This is a genomic window from Cellulomonas sp. KRMCY2 (genome assembly GCF_000526515.1).
Taxonomy (GTDB): domain Bacteria; phylum Actinomycetota; class Actinomycetes; order Actinomycetales; family Cellulomonadaceae; genus Actinotalea.
Genome location: NZ_JAGF01000001.1, coordinates 137,862 through 154,203, shown reverse-complemented (window position 1 = coordinate 154,203; position 16,342 = coordinate 137,862). Strand labels below are relative to the sequence as shown.

Below are 16,342 nucleotides of genomic sequence, written 5' to 3'. Positions count from 1 at the left end.
CGGACGAGGGAGGTCGCGTGCCAGGAGCCGGCGCGACGCCGTCGTCGACCCGGGTGGACCGGTGGACCTGGGCCGCCCGCCTCTTCCGCACCCGGGCCGTCGGCGCAGCCGCCATCCGCTCCGGGCACGTGAAGGTCAACGGTGACCGCGCCAAGCCGGCCACCCAGGTCCGCGTGGGCGACGAGGTGCGGGTCCGTGCCGGCGGGCTCGAGCGGATCGTGGTGGTCTCCCGGGTGATCGAGAAGCGGGTCGGGGCCGCGCTGGTCGCCGAGGTGCTCGTGGACAACACGCCGCCGCCGCCACCGCGCACCGAGATCCCGGCGGTGCCGGTGCGGGACCGCGGCGCGGGGCGACCGACGAAGCGTGAGCGACGCGACATCGAGCGGTTCCGGGGCCACTGAGCTCGTCCGGGCACGCAGGCACGTGTCCGCCGGCCCAGCCGTCGGTCAGCCCGCGTGTCGGCCAGCCCGGGTGTCGGTCAGCCCAGCCGTCGGTCAGCCCGCCGCGGTCGCGGTCGCCGTCGCCGTCGCGGTGAGGAACTGCTCGAGCAGCGGTCCTGCGGTGGTCGACCCGTACTCACCGCTCTCGACGAACACCGCGACGGCGAGGTCTCCGTGCACGGCGATCATCCAGGCGTGGTTGTGCAGCTCCGCACCGGAGCCCGTCTGGGCGGTGCCGGTCTTGGCCAGCACCTCGGGTCCGGGGACGTCCTGCAGGAAGGTCGCGCCACCCTCCGTGACGACCGCGCGCATCAGCGCCTGCAGGGCCTCGGTCTCGGCCGCCGTCAGCGGGGTGGCCGCGGCGGCGGCGGCGGGTGGTGCCGACCCGACCAGCCAGGGCACGACCGTCCGACCGCTCGCGACCGACGCCGCGACCGCAGCCATCGCCAGCGGTGAGACCTGGATGCGGCCCTGTCCGATCATCGACGCCGCATGTTCGGTCCCGGTCGAGTCCGCCGGGACCGACCCGAGGAACGACGGGAAGCCGAGGGACTGCTCGACGCCCAGCCCGAGCGAAGCCGCGGCGTCGACCAGGGCCTGCTGCGGTGCCAGGTCACGCGACCCGATGAAGGCCGTGTTGCACGACTGCGCGACTGCGGTGCGCAGCGGGATGGTCCCGTTCGCAGCCGCCGGGTAGTCGGGGAAGTTGCTGAAGGTCCGCCCGTCGACGGTCGTGCTCGTGGGGCACTCCACGGCGGTGTCCGGCGTCAGGCCTGCGCGGAGCAGGGCGAGCGAGCTGACCACCTTGAACACCGATCCGGGGGCGTAGGTGCCGAGGGTCGCGGTGGAGTAGCCCGCACCGCCCGGTCCGCTCGCCGCGGCGAGGACCTCACCGGTCGACGCACGGATCGCGACGATCCCGCTGGCCGGCACGACATTCTCCAGGACCGTCTCCGCAGCGTCCTGAAAGGTCGGGTTGAGGGTCGTCACCAGGGGTTCGCCCGGCACCGGGTCGATGTGGAAGAGCTCGCGCTCGGCCGCCGGCTCCTGCCGCGTCGCGAGGATCGTGAGCCCGGGCCGGCCACGCAGCTGCTCGTCGTACTGGCGCTGCAGGCCGGAGAGCCCCGCCGTGTCACCGGCGGCGATCGCGCCCGCGGACTCATCGATGATCTCGGCCGTCGCCGGGCCCGCTGCGCCGAGGATCGGGCGGGCGAACCTGCGACTGGGGCCCAGCGGCATCATGTCGTCGACGGCCAGCGCGCCCGGGATCGCGGCGAACGCGGTCAGGTCGACACCCGGGTTCTCGGTGCGCACGATGAGCGCCTCGACGAAGGCCTTCTCCCCGGCTGCGGCGACCTGCTCGGCGTAGGCGACCGGGTCGAGCCCGAGCAGCTCGGCCACCTGTCGTGCCGCCTCGGGCCGGCCGGCCGCGTCGACGCGCGTCTTGTCCACCCCGAGCCGCTGGATCGAGCGTGGCTCGACGAGCACGGCCGAGCCGCCCGCGCCGAGCACGTTCGCACGCTCGGCGGCCACCCGCCGGGTGGTCAGGACCTCCTCCGCGCCGAGATCAGGTGCGACGAGGAAGGTCGACCACTGGGCGAGCCACTCGTCCTCGACCAGCTCGAGCTGTGCGGTCGTCGTGTAGGTCCAGTCCAGGTCGCCCTCGTCGACGTCCCAGGTGAAGGTCAGCGGCGCGGCCGCCGTCGGAGTCTCACCCTCCTCGTCGACAGTGATCTCGCCGACCTCGATCGTGGGCCGCAGCGGGTCGAGCCCAGCGATCGCCGCCGTGAGCGCAGCGGTGGCGTCCGCCGGTGTCGTGCCGGTCAGGGGCACGTCCGTGAGGTCACCGCCTGCGATCCCGTCGGCCAGCGCCTGGGCGGCGGCCTCCGGCTCGGGGCGTCCCGGCGTGCACGCCGTCAGGCCGACGAGCACGAGCGCACCAGCGGCGCATGCTGCGACAAGCGATCGTGCGGGCCCTGCATGTGTGCGCTCGTGCACCGTTCCCCCTCGCTGCTGATGGGGTCCGCGCGGACCTGTCCATCACCCTGGACGACTGCAACGCCAAGATCGTTGCATGCCGCCCGGCCGACCCGCCGGACCATCGGCTCACATCGGGCCGGCGGGCAACGCTGCCCGGCCGAACCGGGCAGGGATGGCTCCCCCTGCGGGCCATCCCTGCCCGTCCCAGGGCGAGGTCTCAGGAGATCCCGCAGGTGTAGGCGCCGGACGAGGTGCCGCCCGACGTGCCACTGACCCGCAGGCAGGGCGAGGGGCTCTGGACGTCCCAGCCGCCGACCCGCAGGACGAACCGGTGCTGCGCGTAGGAGCGGCCCTGGTTGGACACCACGCCGGCGCCGCTCTTGACGACCCCGTCGTACCGCCAGCCCGGCGTGCTCGTCTCGCCGCCGGCCTCCGCGAGCCAGGCCCGGGTGACGGTGGACCCGGTCGAGCACCAGCCGCCGCTCGTGTAGTACGTGTAGAGCACGTTCCCGGCGGCCGATCGGGCGCTGCCGTTCCAGCGCTGGGTCCAGCACCCGGTCGACATCGGGCTCACGGCGGACCCGGTGTCCGCGGCGAGGCGCGCGCTGCGCTGGGCCGCGGCGTCGATCGGCAGCGGTGCGGACCGCGCGATGACCTGCTCGGCCGGCAGTCGGGTCCGGACGAACGTCAGCCGATCGGACTCGGACAGGGTGTCGAGGTACGCGAGGAGCTCAGGGCTCTCGGGTTCGTCGACGGGCGATGCCGAGAGGCCGGCCGACCCGGCGATGCCGGTCGCGTCGACGACCTGGAGCGGGTCCGGTTCCTCCGCATGGGCGGCGGGTGCGGTGGCCAGGACGAGTGCCGCGAAGGCGATGAGCGTCAGGGTCGGCTTCCGGAGTGTGTGCACGTCTCGATTGCCCCTTTGTGCGTAGCGAGTGTCCGTCGATCCCGGGCGTGCGGGGATCGACCGGACTCCCCCCACGGCGCCAGTGCGCCGAGCAAACCACGGAACCTATCGATGCGCACTACCTAGCGGTGCAAGAGACTGCTACCGTGTTGCGCATGGTACCCACGTCGGAGGGCGTGCTCACCCAGATGCGCAAGGGTGTGCTCGAGTTCTGCGTGCTCGCCTACCTGCGCACCGGAGCCGCCTACGGGCTGGAGATCGCCACCGAGCTCAGCCGGCACGAGCTGCTCTTCACCAGTGAGGGCACGCTGTACCCGCTGCTGGCCCGCCTCCGCAAGCAGGGTTGGGTCGAGACGTCGTGGCGTGAGTCCCGCTCGGGACCGCCCCGGCGCTACTACTCGCTGACCGCCGACGGCCGCGCGGCCGTGGAGTCCTTCGCGGCGATCTGGACGCCGTTCAGCCGGGGCGTCGACGAGATCCTGCAGGAGGCCCGCTGATGTCCGAGCCGCTCCGGGGACCCGTGTTCCTCAACCCGCTGGTCAGCGCCTACCTCGACGACCTGGCGCGTGCCCTGTCCGGCGTCGAGGAGTCCGAGCGTGGCGACGTCGTCGCCTCGGTGGGCGAGCACATCGAGGCCGCTCTCGGCGACGGCGAGCCGACCGCTGCCGACGTCCGGACGGTGCTGGAGCACCTGGGCCCCGTCGAACGCATCGCTGCCGCCGCCGAACCCGGTCTCACCGTGACAGTCGTGCGGGACCCAGCAGGCGGCAGGCCCGAGGCTGCACCGGGGTGGTCCGCCTGGGCCGGGCCGGTGCTCATCGCGCTCGCGGGCCTCTCGCTCGCCCTCGTCCCGGTCAACCCCTTCGTCGCCGTGCCGCTCGCCGTCGTCGTCGGCGCCGTCGCCGTGGCGGGGATGCGCCGGCACCGTGGCGTGACCGGCCTGTTCGTCGCGGCAGGTGCCGTGAGTGCCCTGACGCTCGTGCTCAGCATCGCCCTCGCGCTGACGCTGCTCAGCGCCGGCGCGGGCGAGCCGACACCCGGTGACCTCGTCGAGGTCACTCCGCCGGACGGGGGATGACCGTGGCGAAGAGCACGGCGGCCGACCGCGACGAGGTCACCGAGCGCGAGCTGCGACGCATGGTGCTGCTCCAGCAACGCGCGGCCCCGCGACACACACCCAGCCAGGTCATCGACCTCGCCCTGCGCATGAGGAGTCGCGAGGAGCCCCAGGACGGACCGCCGCGACGGTGACCCGCGCACCGACACACGTCGGCGGACCTTGGTCCTCTTGAGCGCGCGCAGGATCTGTCGATGGGTCGGGCATGACGACCTTTCTGACCGACCCTGTGGACGAAGACGACCTGCCGCCGTTCTGGGACTGACGTGTCCGGGCGGCGCCGGTCTCGGCCGTCGCGCCGTGGTGCGCCGCCGGGACCTTCGTCCCTCTGGGACCTAGGGCCCACATCCAACGATGGGAGGACATCTCTACAGGAGGGAACGACAATGACGTCGCTGTTCGAGGGCAACGTCGCGATCGTCACGGGTGGAGGCTCCGGCCTCGGTGAGGCCATCGGCAAGGAGCTCGCGGCCAAGGGTGCGAAGGTCGTGCTCAGCGACATCAACCTGCCGGGCGCGGAGCGGGTCGCGGACGAGATCACCGCGGCGGGCGGCACAGCGGTCGCCGTCCACCAGGACACCGCGAGGGCGAAGGACTCCGAGAAGGTCGTCCGGTTCACGGTCGAGACCTACGGCGCGCTGCACCTGGCGGTCAACAACGCAGGCATCGGCGGCAAGCACGCCCTCGTGGGCGAGACCGACCTGGCCGAGTGGGACAAGGTCATCGCGATCAACCTCAGCGGCGTGCTCTACGGCATGCGGTACCAGATCCCGCAGATGCTCAGGGCCGGTGGTCGGCACTGCGCCATCGTGAACATGGCCTCGATCCACGGCACTGTCGCTGCCCCCGGCAACGGCGCCTACACCGCGTCCAAGCACGCGGTCGTCGGGCTGACGAAGAATGCCGCGGCGGAGTACGGCCCGCTGGGGCTGCGCATCAACTGCGTCGGTCCGGGCTACATCACCACCCCGCTGCTGCTGGACAACGTCGGCCCGGAGGTGCTCACGGTGCTCGAGGGCAAGCACCCGCTCGGCCGGCTCGGCAGGGCCGAGGAGGTCGCGCACCTGGTGTGCTTCCTGCTCTCCGACGAGGCGTCCTTCATCACGGGCAGCTACCACCTCGTCGACGGTGGGTACACGACGGTCTGAGGGTCAGCCGGGCGCACGCAGCTGGGCGAGCAGGGCGGCGGCCGCCGGGCTCGGGACCTGCGGGACGGCGACCGCGACGTCCCAGGCCGGGACCTCGCGACCGGTCAGGCGCACAGCATGCAGCCGGTCGGGGCGCTTGGCGGCGATCGGCTCGGGCACGACGGCGACACCGAGCCCGGCCTCGACCAGGTCGAGCAGGCTGTGCACGTCGTTGACCTCGAGCTCGACCCGGTGCGCTCGACCGGCGGCGGCGAACGCGCGGGTCGCCAGCGCGCTCGCGCCCCAGTCCTGCTGGAAGCCGACGAAGGTCTCCTCGCCGAGCTGGTCGAGCGCCACCTCGGCCACGCCGGCCAGCGGATGCCCGGCGTGGCACAGCAGGACCAGCGGGCGGGTGGCCAGGGGGTGCAGGTCGACCCCGGGCGGCGGGGGAGCGCACACCGCGATCACGGCCAGGTCGAGGCGACCGCCCGCGACGTCGGCCACCAGTGCTGTCGAGCCGGCGAAGCCGAGGCGGATGCCGACCCCGGGGTGCTCGGCGCGGAACCGGGCGAGCTCCCGGGGGACGTCGAGCACCCCGAGGCACTGCTCCGAGCCGACCGCGAGCGTCCCGCCGACCACACCGCGCACCGCCAGGACGGCGTCCTTGGCAGCCGCGGCGCTCGCGAGCGTGCGGTGCGACTCCTCGAGCAGCGCCTGGCCCGCTGCCGTGAGCTCGACCCGGCGGGTGCTCCGCACGAACAGGGAGGCGCCCAGCTCGGTCTCCAGCGCGCGGATCGACGCCGACAGACCGGACTGGGAGATCTGCAGCAGCTCGGCGGCGTGCGTGAAGTGCCGCTCCTGGGCGACGGCGACGAAGTGCTCGAGCTGGCGAAGCTCCACGTGCCCCTCCGAGGGTGATTGTGCACCTGGATCGATGAGTTCCATCGGGGTGCGCTGTTGGACTCCTGAATGCGACAGGTGCACTGTAGACCTGAACCCGATGACGAGACGAGGTGTGCAGCGTGCAGACATCGCTGACGACGGTGCCCCTGGGGCGTACGGACATGGACATCACCCGCGTCGGGTTCGGTGCCTGGGCGATCGGTGGCGGTGGGTGGGCCTTCGCGTGGGGCGAGCAGGACGACTCCGCCTCGGTCGCCGCGATCCGGCACGCCGTCGAGCAGGGCGTGAACTGGATCGACACCGCCGCGGTGTACGGGCTGGGCCACTCCGAGGAGGTCGTGGCGCAGGCGCTGGCCGGCCTGCCGGAGGCCGACCGGCCGTACGTCTTCACCAAGGGCGGCCTGGTCTGGGACGAAGCCGCGCGCGACGAGCGGCCCCGCCGCGTGGGCGACCCCGCCAGCCTGCGCCGTGAGGTGGAGGCATCGTTGCGCCGCCTGCAGGTCGAGCGCATCGACCTCTACCAGATGCACTGGCCGGCCGAGGACGGCGCCCGCATCGAGGACTACTGGCCGGTCTTCCGCGCCCTGCTGGACGAGGGGAAGGTGCGGGCCGTCGGCCTGTCCAACCACGACGTCGCACGGCTTGGGACGGCCGAGCGGATCGGGCACGTCGACACCCTGCAGCCGAAGTTCAGCCTGGTTCACCGCGAGGTCGCGCAGGACCTCCTGCCGTGGTGCGCCGAGCATGGCACCGGCGCGATCGTCTACAGCCCGATGGCGTCCGGTCTGCTCACCGGGTCGTTCACCGCGCAGCGGGCCGCGACCCTCGGCTCGGACGACTGGCGCAGCACGAGCGACGACTTCGTCGGCGAGGGCCTGGCGCGCAACCTCGCCCTCGTCGAGGCGATCCGACCGGTCGCGGACCGGCACGGCGTCTCGGTCGGAGCGGTCGCGATCGCCTGGACGCTGGCCTTCGACGGCGTGACCGGCGCGATCGTCGGGGCACGCAGCCCCGAGCAGGTCGACGGCTGGCTGCCGGCCGCCGGCCTGACCCTCGACGACGTCGACATCACGGAGATCGCGGCCGCGCTGTCCGCCTGGGGAACCGGCTCCGGTCCGACGCGGCCGAGCGCCTGACGCTGTTCGCCCCGCCCGAGCCATCCGGCCACCCGGCCCGCACACTGCCCGACCAGCCCTGCCGTCCCGAAAGGACACCACGATGACCTACCTCGCCGACACGAGCCGCTACGACTCGATGACCTACCGGCGCACCGGACGCAGCGGGCTCGACCTGCCCGTGCTCTCGCTCGGCCTGTGGCACAACTTCGGTGACGACAAGCCGTTCGAGACCCAGCGGGCCACGGTCCGGCGTGCGTTCGACCTCGGTGTCACGCACTTCGACCTGGCCAACAACTACGGTCCGCCCTACGGCTCGGCCGAGATCAACTTCGGTCGGCTGATGCGTGAGGACCTGCACCCGTACCGCGACGAGCTCGTGATCTCGACCAAGGCCGGCTACGACATGTGGCCCGGCCCGTACGGCCGCGGTGGTGGCTCCCGGAAGTACGTCCTGGCGAGCCTCGACCAGTCGCTGACCCGGATGGGTCTCGACCACGTCGACATCTTCTACTCCCACCGCTTCGACCCGAGCACGCCGCTCGAGGAGACGATGGGCGCCCTCGACACGGCCGTCCGCTCGGGCAAGGCGCTGTACGCGGGCGTCTCGTCGTACAGCCCCGCCGACACCCGGCGCGCGGCGCAGATCCTCGCGGACCTCGGCACCCCGCTGCTGATCCACCAGCCCTCGTACTCGATGCTCAACCGCTGGATCGAGACCGAGGGGCTGCTCGACACCCTCGCCGACGTCGGTGCCGGCTGCATCGGCTTCTCCCCGCTCGCCCAGGGCATGCTCACCGACAAGTATCTCGGCGGCATCCCCGAGGGTTCCCGCGCGGACCAGAAGAAGTCCCTCGCCCCCACGCTGCTCACCGACGTGACGATCGAGCACGTGCGGGCGCTCAACGAGCTCGCTCGCGGCCGTGGGCAGTCGCTGGCGCAGATGGCGCTCGCCTGGGCGCTGCGCGACGAGCGTGTGACGTCCCTCGTCCTGGGCGCCAGCAGCGTCGCCCAGCTCGAGCAGAACCTCGCCGCGTTGGAGAACATGGCCTTCAGCGACGACGAGCTCGCCGCGATCGACCAGCACGCGGTCGACGCAGGCATCGACCTGTGGGCGACCTCGCGCGGGGCCTAGTCGACCGGCTGCGCGCCGTCGGGCGCCTGACCGGTCGGCCCGTCGGCGAGCGGTGCTCGTCGCCGGCCCCGGCTCACGGTGCCCAGTGCGCGGGGTGCCGGAGCGACGACGAGAGCCGGGTGCTCCGGTCGCCGCGCGCCGCGTCGAGCTGGGACTGGATCAGGTAGATCGCCCCGACGAGGTCGGCGCCGCGCAGGTCGGCGCCGCGCAGGTCGGCCCCGATGACGTCGGCCTGTCGCAGGTCGGCCTGTCGCAGGTCGGCGCCGATGAGCAGGGCGCCGCGCAGCGTGGCGCCGCGCAGGTCGGCGCCGCGCAGGTCCGCACCGACGAGGTCGGCCCCCCGGTGCTCCTTCGTCGGGTGCCGGACGCCGGTCCGGGCGAGCTCGCTCGCCGCCAGCAGCAGCCGGTTGACGGCGTCGCGGTGGGCTGCGACATCAAGGGTGACGAGACCGTCCGGGCCGAGGTCCGCGAGCTGCTGCGTCTGGGCACGCGCACGGCGCAGGCCCTCGTGCAGCGTCCGCGCGGAGTCGAGGGCCAGCGCCTCGGTCAGGTACCAGAGCAGCTCGTGCAGCGCCCGTACGACCGGGAAGACCTCGACCATCTCGCGTGCGGTCTGCGCGTCCTGCCGCCAGCTGCGCCCGCCGAAGGTGACCTGAGAGACCTTCTGGCCCGCGCCGAAGCAGTCGTACACGGTGCACCCGGCGAAGCCGCGCTCGCGCAGCGTCGCGTGGATGGTGCACCTGCTGTCCGCACCGAGGTTCGGGCACGCGTGCCCGGCGGGCTTGTCGATCGCGAAGTCCGCCGAGGCCGAGAACGCGGGGACGACGCAGCACAGCCCGAAGCAGCTCGCGCAGTCGGCGCGCAGTGCCGATCGGTCGTCGTCAGCCACTGGCGCAGCCTATCGACCGGGTCGTCCGGTCCCTGCGGCGTCAGCCGGGTGCTGACTCGCCGTCGAGTGCCGCGCGGCGGCGCTCGAAGAAGGCACGCTCGACGGCGTTCGGGTTACCCGCGATCGCCGCGTCGTAGGCCGCTGCGGCCTGCGCCGTGCGGCCCAGACGTCGCAGCAGGTCGGCCCGGACGGCATGGAGCACCCGGTGGTCGCCGGGGTCCAGGTGGTCGACGAGGGCCAACGCCGCCGCCGGGTCCTCGACCTCGGCGACCGCCACGGCACGGTTGAGCGCGACCACCGGGCTCGGCACCAGCACGTGCAGCTGGTCGTACAGCGCAAGGACCTGCCGCCAGTCGGTCGCCGCGGCCGTCGCAGCGTCGCTGTGCACGGCCTGGATCGCTGCCTGGAGCTGGTAGGGGCCGGGCTGGTTGCGGCGCAGGCACCGACGGACGATGGCCTGCCCCTCGTCGATCAGGTCGCGGTCCCAGGCGGCACGGTCCTGGTCGGCGAGCAGGACGAGGTCGCCGGCCGGCGTCGTGCGCGTCGCGCGGCGCGACTCGACGAGCAGCATGAGCGCCAGGAGCCCCATGACCTCGGGCTCGTCGGGCATGAGCTCGGCGAGGAGTCGACCGAGCCGGATCGCCTGGGCGCACAGGTCGGCGCGGACCAGCGCGTCGCCGGAGCTCGCCGCGTAGCCCTCGTTGAAGACGAGGTACACGACGGCCAGCACGGCGGGGAGCCGGTCGGGGAGCTCGGCGCCCTCCGGCACGCGGTAGGGGACCCGCGCGTCGCGGATCTTGCCCTTGGCCCGGACCAGGCGCTGGGCCATGGTCGGCTCGGGGACGAGGAACGCGGCCGCGATCTCGGCAGTGGTCAGCCCGCCGAGCAGCCGCAGGGTGAGCGCCACCTGTGCGACCGGGGAGAGCGCGGGGTGGCAGCAGGTGAAGACCAGGCGCAGCTGGTCGTCCTGCGGGCCGTCGTCGAGCACGGCATCCTCCGGACCCGGTCGGACGGGGGTGTGCAGCAGAGCCGCCTGGGCGTGGCGATCCGCCCGGGACGCCTCACGTCGCAGGGCGTCGATCGCACGGCGCCGGGCGGTGGTGATGATCCATCCCGCCGGGCTCGGCGGGAGTCCGGTCCGAGGCCAGTGCTGCACGGCCGCGACGAAGGCCTCCTGCACCGCGTCCTGCGCCAGGTCGAGGTCACCGAGCGTCCGCGCGAGGACGGCGACCGCGCGTCCGTACTCCTGACGGAACACGCGGTCGACGTCGGCGTGGGTCAGCACGGGCATCGACCTCAGCCCGCACCCTCCCGGAACGGCCGCACCTCGATCGGCAGACCGATCGCCGTGGCGTACCGGCGCCCCCACGCGAGGGCGGCGTCCAGGTCGGGGGCCCGGACGATCGTGAAGCCGCCGAGGTGTTCCTTGCCCTCGGCGTACGGTCCGTCGGTCATCAGCACCTCGGTGCCGTCGGCGTGCAGGACGGTCGCGGTCGTCGGCGGGTGCAGACCCCCGCCGAACACCCAGGCGCCGGCCGCACGGAGATCGGTGTTGACGGCCTCGACGGCCCGCATCACGGGCTCGAGGAGCTCCGGCGGTGGCGGCGGACCATCGGGCTCGATCACGCTGATCAGGTACTGCTGCATGGTGCACCTCCGGGTGGGCTCACGGCCGGCCCGGCGCCGACCGCTCACCTGCTACACGAACGGCGTCGGCTCGGATCGACATGCGTCGGCCTCGACTTCTCGCCCACGGTAGTCGGCCCGGCCGGACGCTCAGCCAGGGGGGACGAGCTCGGCGAAGACGACGGTGTTGTCCCGGTAGTGGCCCGCCTCGGCGTCCCACGAGCCGCCGCAGGTGATCAGACGCAGTCCGGCATGGTCGATGTCGCCGTAGACCAGGTCCGTCGGGAACGCGTCCTTGGCGTACTGCTCGACCGACGTCACTGCGAAGACCGCGACGCTCGCGTCGGTCCGGGTGACCCTGACCTCGTCGCCGACCGTGACCTCGCCCAGCCGGGCGAAGACCGCGGGACCCGTACGCCAGTCGATGTGGCCTGCGATGACGGCCGGTCCGAGCTCACCGGGTGTGGGTGCCCCGTCGTACCAGCCGGCGGGGAAGGCGTCGGGTGGCACCTCCATCGTGCCGTCGTCGCGCAGGCCGAGCTCCATGAGCTCGGAGTCCACGTCGATCGCGGGGATCTCCACGCGCACCGGAACGGATCGGGTCATGACCGTCGGTGTCGGTGCGGCGGCGGTCGGTGCGGCGGTCGGCGCCGCGGTGGGACCGGCGGTCGGTGCCGTGGTGGTCGCCGACCCCCGGACGTCGTCGAGGCCGGTGGCCGCACGCGGCGCGCTCGTGCCGACCTGCGGGGCGCAGCCGGTGGTGCCGACCGCGATCAGGACCAGCACAGCCGTGACCCCGAGCGCCGTCCGGACCCACGCCCGACGTGCGGGCGTGGGCCGGACGGTCGGAGCTCTGTCGATCACCGGTCGGATCGCGCCCGACCTGCCTTGACGGCCCTGGCCGGGAGCCAGGCGATCAGCGCCAGGCCGGCGATCAGCGCGGCGACGATCCCCGGGTTGACGCTGCTCGGGCCCGTGACACTGCTGCCGTCGCCGGTCGCGATGCCACCGGTGGGTACTGCCGTCACCTGGGGCGCGGCGGTCGCGGTGGCCGTCGGTGTCGCCGTCGGTGTCGGAGCCGGGGCCACGGTGCACGACGGGCGCGTGATCGTGTTGCTGTCCAGGGTGACCGCACCGTTGCGGGCGAGCGCCCGGCCCTCGATCGTGGCGCCGGTCTGGAGGGCGATGCTGGTCAGGGCCATGATCGTCCCGCTGAACGCCGACCGGACGCCGAGGGTCGCGGAGCTCGTCACCTGCCAGTAGACGTTGCAGGCCTGCGCGCCGTTGATCAGGCTGACGGAGCTGTCCGTCGCGGTGATCAGGTCGGAGGCGGACTGGAAGATGAAGACCGCATTCGGGTCGCCGGCGGCGTCGAGGGTCAGGGTCCCCGTCAGGCCGAGCGCGCCGCCGGAGGTGTACGCGCCCGCGGGCAGGACCAGGCCACCGAGCTCGACCGGGACGGCGACGGGCGTCTGGCCCGCGGCGTTGTCGTACGCAGCGACCAGGTCCGTCTTGGCGCCCTGGGTCACGGTGTCGCCGGCGTGGTTGGTCCCGTTGAGGGTGATCGTGCCCAGGTCCGTGATCGCCGAGCCCGGGAACAGGCCGATGTCACCGTTGAGCGTGGTCGGTCCGGTGTTCGTGATCGTGGAACCGGCGAGCACGACGAATGCGTCAGCGGTCGCGAGCGGGACGGGTGTCGCGGCCTGGGCGCCACCGGCGATCAGGGCGACGGACACAGCGGTCAGGACCGCGATGGCCGGCACGGCCACGCGGGCGGCGGTCCTTCGGCGGGCGGTTGTCGTGGAGTGCTGCATGGTGTGTCCTCCGTTCAGGTGCGCCGTCGGTGACGAGTCGTCGTACGACCCGGTGTACGCAGCGTTGGTGTCCTTGTGGGACCTACGGGATGAGGACCCGGTTCGGGCCGGACGCGTCGCTGCGCCGTCGTTGTGGTCGGTATTCATGATGTGCACCGGCTCCGTCGGCCGAGCGGGGCGTGACGCCGTCTCGGTTCATGCCTCGAGGTGGCCGCAGGAGGATGCCGGGAACGAGGGTCGTCGACGGATTCCCCACAATGAAGAACCCTGTGCGGCCTGGTCAGACCGATCGAGCCGGGGCGCCGTCATTGTTCAGTGTAGCCCCGTCCCCGGAAATGGCCTGGTGAGCACAATGGCCCGCAATGGTCGGAATTGGCTGTCACCGTCGTCCGATCGCCCGGCTCCGGGCTCATCCCAGATCGGGATCGACTGCGTGTGCGACCGGCCGCGCGGGCCGGGACAGGTCGCCGACGACGACGGACTCCGGCGACGCGGCGGCGCCGAGGTAGCGGTACGGCCGCGCGTCGGGTGACCCGCCCTCCTCGCAGCTGACGACATCGCTGACCGCGACCGAGATGTTGTCGCGCGAGTCCGCCGCGGTCGCCGCGGCGATCAGGGCGTCGGCGGCCGCGTCGGGGCCGGGTGCGGTGATCAGGGCGGCCAGGATCTCGGTCTCCGGGACGTAGTCCGTCAGGCCGTCGCTCGCCACCAGCCAGCGGTCGCCGACCTGCGCCGGGACGATCAGGACGGTGACGTCGTGGGCGTCGTCCGGTGCACCGGCCAGCGAGCGCACGATCACGTTGCGGTGCAGGTGGTGGTCGGCCTCGGCGTCACTGATGGCCCCCGAGTCGAGGAGCATCTGGACGAGCGAGTCGTCCCGCGTGACCTGCCGGCCCTGCCCGTCCCGGACGAGGTAGGCGCGGGAGTCCCCGATGTGCGCGACCCGCACCACATTGTCGGCGCAGAACACCCCGGTGAATGTCGTGGCCATTCCCGCGAGCGACGGTTCGCGCTGCACGCGCAGGGCGAGATCTGCATTGGCCCGGGCGATGGCTGTGCGCAGTCCCTCGACATCCAGCGCCCCGCTGCCGACGGGCGCAAGGAGGGACATCAGCCGGTGGGTCACCGTCCAGGAGGCGACGTCACCGCCGGCGTGACCGCCGACGCCGTCAGCGACGAACACGTACTCGCTCGAGCAGCCCACCGAGTCCTGGTTGGCGGATCGGTAGGGCCCGGTGACGGACCGCATGGCGGTTCGTAGCGTGGTGGGCACGGGCGCTCTCCGATCGGGCGGTCCCGGGTGGCGCCTCGCGACCGTGTGGAGCATCCGCCCGCCCCACCGGCGATGTCAACACGGCGGTCGACGCGCGACAATCGGTCGCGGTGCATGATCGTGTCGCCGGAGCCGGTGGACGCGCCGGCACGTGAGGAGGCTGTCATGGTGCGGACCCGCCAGTTCGGCGACACAGGGATCACCGTCAGCGAGATCGGGCTCGGGTCGTGGCAGCTGGGCCGCTCGGCGCACTGGCCGGACGGCCCGGACGAGCAGGAGGCCGTCCGGATCGTGCACGCCGCGCTCGACGCGGGGGTGACCTTCCTCGACACGGCGCCCGGCTACGCCGACGGCCGGACCGAGCTGAACATCGGCCGGGCGCTGCGCGGCGTGGACCGCGACCGGGTCGTGATCTGCACGAAGTTCGGACACCTGCCCGACGGTTCGTCGGACTGGCGCTCGTCGAGCATCGAGTCGTCGGTCAGGGCCAGCGCCGAGCGCATGGGCACCGACCACATCGACGTCGTCGTGCTGCACAGCCCGCCTCCGGAGGTCCTCGACGGGACCCGCGACGACCACTACAAGGTCCTCGAGCGGCTCCGGCAGCAGGGCCTGGTCGGGGCCTACGGCGCGTCCGTCGACTGGGCCGGCGACGTGGAGACCGTTCTGGCCACGAGCACCAGCACCGCTCTCGAGGTGCGGATGTCGGCGCTCTACCAGGAGCCGTGGGATGCCGTGGGTCGTGCTCACGACTGCGGTGTCGGCACGATCATCAAGGTCCCGCTCGAGTCGGGCTGGCTCGCCGGTCGCTACGGGCCCGATGCCGTCTTCACCGGCGTCCGGGCACGGTGGTCCCGGGCGGACGTCGCGCTCCGGGCAGCCCTCGTCGAGGAGTTCCGCGCGCTCCTGCCCGACGGCGTCCCGGTGCTGCAGGGCGCGTTGGGGTACCTGCTCGCCTCCGACGCGGTCTCGACGGTGATCCCGGGCATCAGGTCGGTCCGCCAGCTCGATGACGTGGTGGCCGCGGCGGCCGAGCCCCTGCCGCAGGCGTGCACGACGGCGATCCGGGACTGGTTCCTGCGGCGGCTGGGCGGTCACCCGCTCGACTGGTGAGTCGCGTGGTCAGTCGCGCGCGCGGTCAGGACGCCGGGCGCGTGCCGACCACCACGAGCGCGCCCAGCTCGTCGGACCTGACCACGCGAGGGACGAGGCCGCTGCGGGCGAACGCCTCGACGGCGAGGGACGCCTGGCGCTCGCTGGTCTCGACGAGCAGGTGGCCGCCCGGCGCGAGCCAGCCCGGCGCGAGGGTCGCGACCCGCCGCAGGACGTCGAGCCCGTCCGGACCGCCGTCGAGCGCCACGCGCGGCTCGTGCAGGCGCGCCTCGGGCGGCAACGTCGCGATCGCCCCGGTGGGTACGTAGGGCACGTTCGCGACCAGCACGTCCACCCGTCCGCGCAGTGCCGCAGGCAGCGGGTCGTCGAGGTCACCCTCGACCACCACGGCACCGGCAGCGGCGAGGTTCCGGCGGGCGCACCGCACGGCGGCGGGGTCGATGTCGGTGGCGTACAGCTCGATCCGGCCCACCGCCGCGGCCACAGCCGCGCCGACCGCACCCGAGCCGCAGCACAGGTCCACGACGACGGGGACCGGCCCGACAGCGCCACGCAGCAGCGCGATCGCCTCGTGGGCCATCAGCTCGGTGCGGCGGCGGGGGACGAAGACACCCGGGTCGACGGCGACCCGCAGACCGCAGAACTCCGCCCAGCCCAGGACCTGCTCGAGCGGCTCGCCGGCGACGCGGCGGACCACCATCGTCGCGAGCTCGGCCGGCGTGCCCGCCGCCGCGAGGAGCAGATCCGCCTCGTCCTCGGCGAAGACGCAGCCGGCGGCCCGGAGCCGCGCGACGACGCGTGGCAACGAGAGGTCGGACAGGTCCGTCGTCACGCGGGTCCTTCGGTCGGTTCGGTCGTCCAGCTCATGGGCGCGGCTCCTCGGGTCGCCGGAGGGAGGTCGGG

At 73.1% G+C, this 16,342-nt stretch carries 18 protein-coding genes; 8 read left to right on the top strand and 10 right to left on the bottom strand.

Going from position 1 to position 16,342, the window contains the following annotated elements:
- Positions 1–17: 17 nt before the first annotated feature.
- Entirely contained in the window at positions 18–401 is a 384-nt protein-coding gene (locus K415_RS0100805; RefSeq protein ID WP_029662897.1) for an RNA-binding S4 domain-containing protein, read from the top strand.
- A 93-nt stretch (positions 402–494) separates the two neighbouring features.
- Here the strand turns inward: K415_RS0100805 and K415_RS0100800 are convergent, their stop codons facing one another.
- The gene (locus tag K415_RS0100800) at positions 495–2,372 is read right to left on the bottom strand and encodes a penicillin-binding transpeptidase domain-containing protein (RefSeq protein ID WP_024285224.1); all 1,878 of its coding nucleotides are present in this window, start codon (positions 2,370–2,372) and stop codon (positions 495–497) included.
- A gap of 265 nt (positions 2,373–2,637) precedes the next feature.
- On the bottom strand, positions 2,638–3,327 hold the full coding sequence (locus K415_RS0100795) for a hypothetical protein (protein WP_024285223.1): 690 nt from the start codon (positions 3,325–3,327) through the stop codon (positions 2,638–2,640).
- 155 nt (positions 3,328–3,482) lie between these two features.
- Between K415_RS0100795 and K415_RS0100790 the strand changes: the two genes are divergently transcribed.
- The 4 genes from K415_RS0100790 to K415_RS0100775 all read left to right on the top strand — a co-directional run bounded on the left by K415_RS0100790 (position 3,483) and on the right by K415_RS0100775 (position 5,592).
- Positions 3,483–3,824 carry a PadR family transcriptional regulator gene (locus K415_RS0100790; RefSeq protein WP_024285222.1) on the top strand — a complete coding sequence of 114 codons (342 nt, stop codon included), beginning with the start codon at positions 3,483–3,485 and terminating at the stop codon, positions 3,822–3,824.
- Positions 3,824–4,405 carry a hypothetical protein gene (locus K415_RS0100785; protein WP_024285221.1) on the top strand — a complete coding sequence of 194 codons (582 nt, stop codon included), beginning with the start codon at positions 3,824–3,826 and terminating at the stop codon, positions 4,403–4,405. The genes K415_RS0100790 and K415_RS0100785 overlap by 1 nt, the downstream gene beginning before the upstream one ends.
- Positions 4,402–4,578, top strand: coding sequence for a hypothetical protein (locus K415_RS23720; protein WP_155859307.1), 177 nt, complete (start codon positions 4,402–4,404; stop codon positions 4,576–4,578). The genes K415_RS0100785 and K415_RS23720 overlap by 4 nt, the downstream gene beginning before the upstream one ends.
- A gap of 252 nt (positions 4,579–4,830) precedes the next feature.
- Complete coding sequence (locus K415_RS0100775; protein ID WP_024285220.1) at positions 4,831–5,592, top strand: SDR family NAD(P)-dependent oxidoreductase; 762 nt, start codon at positions 4,831–4,833, stop codon at positions 5,590–5,592.
- Positions 5,593–5,595: 3 nt separating this feature from the next.
- Here K415_RS0100775 and K415_RS0100770 read toward each other — a convergent pair whose 3' ends face one another.
- A complete protein-coding gene (locus tag K415_RS0100770) occupies positions 5,596–6,471 on the bottom strand; it encodes a LysR family transcriptional regulator (RefSeq protein ID WP_024285219.1) in 876 nt (291 codons plus the stop codon).
- 122 nt (positions 6,472–6,593) lie between these two features.
- Here K415_RS0100770 and K415_RS0100765 point away from each other — a divergent pair, with 122 nt between their 5' ends.
- Both K415_RS0100765 and mgrA read left to right on the top strand, forming a co-directional pair.
- Complete coding sequence (locus tag K415_RS0100765; protein WP_034660945.1) at positions 6,594–7,610, top strand: aldo/keto reductase; 1,017 nt, start codon at positions 6,594–6,596, stop codon at positions 7,608–7,610.
- Positions 7,611–7,692: 82 nt separating this feature from the next.
- Positions 7,693–8,724: an L-glyceraldehyde 3-phosphate reductase gene (gene mgrA, locus K415_RS0100760; RefSeq protein ID WP_024285217.1), complete on the top strand. Its 1,032-nt coding sequence runs from the start codon at positions 7,693–7,695 to the stop codon at positions 8,722–8,724.
- 73 nt (positions 8,725–8,797) lie between these two features.
- On the opposite strand, the gene K415_RS0100755 is transcribed toward mgrA, so the two are convergent.
- The 6 genes from K415_RS0100755 to K415_RS21230 form a co-directional block, all read right to left on the bottom strand.
- A complete protein-coding gene (locus K415_RS0100755) occupies positions 8,798–9,613 on the bottom strand; it encodes a pentapeptide repeat-containing protein (RefSeq protein WP_024285216.1) in 816 nt (271 codons plus the stop codon).
- A 40-nt stretch (positions 9,614–9,653) separates the two neighbouring features.
- Positions 9,654–10,904 (bottom strand): RNA polymerase sigma factor, encoded by a 1,251-nt coding sequence (locus K415_RS0100750; RefSeq protein WP_024285215.1) that lies wholly within the window; start codon positions 10,902–10,904, stop codon positions 9,654–9,656.
- Positions 10,905–10,909: 5 nt separating this feature from the next.
- Complete coding sequence (locus tag K415_RS0100745; RefSeq protein ID WP_024285214.1) at positions 10,910–11,260, bottom strand: YciI family protein; 351 nt, start codon at positions 11,258–11,260, stop codon at positions 10,910–10,912.
- 129 nt (positions 11,261–11,389) lie between these two features.
- Positions 11,390–12,103 carry a class F sortase gene (locus K415_RS24425; RefSeq protein ID WP_024285213.1) on the bottom strand — a complete coding sequence of 238 codons (714 nt, stop codon included), beginning with the start codon at positions 12,101–12,103 and terminating at the stop codon, positions 11,390–11,392.
- A complete protein-coding gene (locus K415_RS0100735; RefSeq protein ID WP_155859306.1) occupies positions 12,100–13,053 on the bottom strand; it encodes an ice-binding family protein in 954 nt (317 codons plus the stop codon). Before K415_RS0100735 ends, K415_RS24425 begins: the two co-directional genes overlap by 4 nt.
- Positions 13,054–13,462: 409 nt before the next feature.
- Complete coding sequence (locus tag K415_RS21230) at positions 13,463–14,302, bottom strand: PP2C family serine/threonine-protein phosphatase (RefSeq protein ID WP_051480360.1); 840 nt, start codon at positions 14,300–14,302, stop codon at positions 13,463–13,465.
- 138 nt (positions 14,303–14,440) lie between these two features.
- On the opposite strand from K415_RS21230, the gene K415_RS0100725 reads away from it, so the two are divergent.
- On the top strand, positions 14,441–15,439 hold the full coding sequence (locus K415_RS0100725; protein ID WP_051480359.1) for an aldo/keto reductase: 999 nt from the start codon (positions 14,441–14,443) through the stop codon (positions 15,437–15,439).
- A 25-nt stretch (positions 15,440–15,464) separates the two neighbouring features.
- Here K415_RS0100725 and K415_RS0100720 read toward each other — a convergent pair whose 3' ends face one another.
- On the bottom strand, positions 15,465–16,271 hold the full coding sequence (locus tag K415_RS0100720; RefSeq protein ID WP_024285209.1) for a putative protein N(5)-glutamine methyltransferase: 807 nt from the start codon (positions 16,269–16,271) through the stop codon (positions 15,465–15,467).
- Positions 16,272–16,342: the final 71 nt, after the last annotated feature.